The sequence below is a fragment of the Moorena sp. SIO4E2 genome (assembly GCF_010671945.1).
In the GTDB taxonomy this organism is placed as follows: Bacteria; Cyanobacteriota; Cyanobacteriia; order Cyanobacteriales; family Coleofasciculaceae; genus Moorena; species Moorena producens.
On sequence record NZ_JAAHIE010000682.1, the window covers coordinates 1 to 3,341 of the forward strand.

Genomic DNA, 3,341 nt, shown 5'->3' on the forward strand with positions numbered 1-3,341 from the left:
TAGGTGTGGGATGAATTTTGCACAGGGTATTATAAAATTGCTATAATATATGTACTGATAAACAAAGCCGTTCGCGTAGCGTGGCCTACGGCCTTAAATGCTGGGCAAGTCAGCCACTTACGTGCCTAAAAAATAGAACTTATTGTATTGTTCCGGTGGGTCGGGGCATCCCGTGTCGTTAATAAAGTAACCCGTGTATCCGAACGCGCCCCGCGTCGGCGAAAGCCGATAGTGATGGCTGGAGTTGGTAAGAAGCCCACACTGTAATCTTCGATGAGCGTGTGGGAGTATGTCACGGCTAGCATCTTATTTAGCTAAGATATGATATAGCAATCCTAATTGCAACGTCAACAAGCAAGGGCTTCAGATTCTTACCCATCTTTACCCTCTTGGCTTGTTCTGGTATTTAAAAACTCAGATCGGATTGCTATCTAACCAGTGAACCTAACGCCTAGGAGTAACTCCTGAACGTTGACCAGTGACAATATAAGAGACTCGTTGACCAATATTGGTAGCATGGTCAGCCATTCGTTCTAAATGGCGAATCACTAGTCCTAGTAAAAGAATTGGTTCAACAACACCCTTGATATCCCGCTGACTGGCCAAGGTTTGATACAGTTGGTCATAGGCATCGTCTACTGTATCGTCCAGCTTTTTGACCGTTTGCCCAGCAATGGCATCTAAATCCGCTAGGGCTTTTAAACTTGTTGCCAGCATAGCTTGGGCATGATGAGACATAAGTTCCACCTCTGGCATACAGGGATGGGGTGGATAAGGAAACAGCTTTATTGATAGTTCTCCCAGGTCTTCAGCATAATCACCAATGCGCTCTAAGTCTCGTACTAGTTGCATAAAGGCACTCAGAAGCCGTAAATCTTGGGCAACGGGAGATTGCAGAGCCATTAACGTGACACATTCCATCTCAATTTGGTGATAGTAGCCATCAATGCGCTTATCAAGAGAGGCAAGATGTTGGGCAGTCTCGAGATTGCGCTCAAACAGGGCTTGATGACTTAGTCTAAAAGATTGCTCTACCAGAGCCCCCATACGCAAAACATCTTGTGCCAAACGCTTCAGGGAGCGCTGGAAGTGTGAACGCTCAGACATGTTGCTGACAGAACTATTAGCAGAAGATAAACTCACCAGGAAATAGGGGTTGCTAAGGGAAGGCTGGAAGCCCCTGTGATTTATATATATTTATGCATGGGGAAGAAAGCTTTGCCGTAACATAAATAACTGCCCAACAGCACATCAAGATTAGATGCGATCGCTCCCATCCTTCCGGTAAACAAATTAGCAGGCAGTATTTCGATGAAGGGTTTAGGGTTTAGGGCTTGGGTTCATGCTGTTAACTGGTTACAGGTTAACTGGTTACAGGTTAGCTGGTTACAGGTTAGCTGGTTAGCCAGTTACAGGTTAGCCAGTTACAGGTTAGCTGGTTACAGGTTAGCTGGTTACAGGTTAGCTGGTTGAAAGTTAGCTGGTTGAAAGTTAGCTGGTTACAGGTTAGCTGGTTACAGGTTAGCTGGTTACAGGTTAGCTGGTTACAGGTTAGCTGGTTACAGGTTAGCTGGTTACAGGTTACAGGTTATTAAACCTTCAACCTACCCTACAGGAACCCCAAGGGCGAACACCCTTCAACCTTCAACCTTCAACCTTTAACCTTTAACCTTTAACCTTCAACCTTCAACCTTCAACCTTCAACCTTCAACCTTCAACCTACCAGCACATTGGCGAAAAGGGTTCATGACAGGCAGCTGATGATTGGGCGAGCAGGATATGGTAGTATAACACTTAGTAATAGCAAATTTAATCAACCTTTGGTGGTATCTGGAAGTGCAATTTCTATACAGGCACCACCTGTTTCCCAGTGATTGGTGGCTAGGATAGAGCCACCGTGAGCCTCAATAATTTGCTGCACAATGGATAGTCCTAGACCACTGCCACCACGCACAGGTAATGGCTCTCCATTACTATAATTACTCTGGTCTCTGGCTCTTGAGTGATCTCCCCGGTAAAGTCGCTCAAAGACACGGGGTAAATCTGACTCGGCAAAACCATCTCCTGCGTCGATCACCTTAATTTGAATCCAAGTATCGCATTCCAACGCCTTGTGGGAAGATATAGCATTAACCTCAACTCTAATAGCAGCCTGAGGTGGGCTGTGTTTAATACTGTTGTCAAATAAATTTAGAAACACCTGAGTCAGGCGAGAGGGATCAGCTTCCAGATACAATTGATTGGGTCCATGATAGGCAAGGGTTAAGTTCTTCTGTTGGGCTAGGAGTTCTAGGGTTTGCCAGACCCTAAAAATTAAACTCTTTAGTTCTATGGATTGACAGTTAAGATGTAGGGTGGGGTCTTGCTTGAGTTTACTAATTTCCAGCCAATCTTCCACAAGCTGAATCAGCCGTTTGACTTCTGCGAGCATTTTCTCCACCCAGCGGCTTTCCTGAGCCTCCAGACGACTCTGTAACGTTTCCGCCACTAAACTAATGGAGGTTAACGGGGTTCTGAGTTCGTGGGCTAAATCCCCAAACCACTGGTTGCGAGACTCAGCCAGTTCTACCAAAGGTTGTTGATTTTCGAGAAACACACCAACTTGTTTCTGGGGTAAGGGCCAACTGGAAGCTCTTAGATAAAGCGATCGCATTTCACCCATGGCCTCCCCCTTTAAGCAACTGGGGTGAAATACCCATTCACAGATCCCAGGTTGCTGCTGCTGACGGGTAGTTTGAATCAGCTGATCTAATTCGTAGGAACGCACCCACTCCAGGAATAACCGGATTTCTCCTGATTCCCAGTCATGAATATGTAATAACTGACGTGCTTGCTGGTTGCACCAGAGTAACTGGTTTTCTTCATCCACCAGAAAATAACCTAAGGGGGCTACCTGAAGTAATTCTTGCCAGGTTTGCAGTTCCTGCTCCATCACTTCTCGTTGGTGATTGGCTCTTGCGATCGCTTGCCGCAAACGAGAAACTGCTGACAATGAGTTGCTGGTAGCATCCACCTGTAGTGTTCCCAACATTTGCTGTAGCCGTTGTTTGAGTTGGCGCTGCTGCCACAGCCACAGCCCAATTCCCAAAGCCAGACCTAGTAAAAATGCTAGGAGGGTCATAATAAAAAAAAATATGAAGTAAGCATTCAGCTCTCAGCATTCAGCTCTCAGCTCTCAGCTCTCAGCTCTCAGCTCTCAGCTCTCAGCTCTCAGCTCTCAGCTCTCAGCTCTCAGCTCTCAGCTCTCAGCTCTCAGCTCTCAGCTCTCAGCTCTCAGCTCTCAGATCTCAGCTCTCAGCTCTCAGCTCTCAGCTCTCAGCTCTCAGCTCTCAGCTCTCAGA

General features: G+C 46.4%; 2 protein-coding genes. Both read right to left on the reverse strand.

Annotated elements, in window-relative coordinates; genetic code table 11:
• Nucleotides 1–444: 444 nt before the first annotated feature.
• Nucleotides 445–1,107, reverse strand: a complete 663-nt coding sequence (gene phoU, locus F6K37_RS35315; protein ID WP_008186395.1) for a phosphate signaling complex protein PhoU — start codon at nucleotides 1,105–1,107, stop codon at nucleotides 445–447.
• A gap of 706 nt (nucleotides 1,108–1,813) precedes the next feature.
• Entirely contained in the window at nucleotides 1,814–3,121 is a 1,308-nt protein-coding gene (locus tag F6K37_RS35320; protein WP_287255524.1) for a sensor histidine kinase, read from the reverse strand.
• Between the last annotated feature and the right edge of the window lie 220 nt (nucleotides 3,122–3,341).

Excerpts from the sequence above, each read along its gene's own strand:
- phoU (WP_008186395.1), bottom strand. The coding sequence starts at position 1,107 with ATGTCTGAGCGTTCACACTTCCAGCGCTCCCTGAAGCGTTTGGCACAA.
- F6K37_RS35320 (WP_287255524.1), bottom strand. The coding sequence starts at position 3,121 with ATGACCCTCCTAGCATTTTTACTAGGTCTGGCTTTGGGAATTGGGCTG.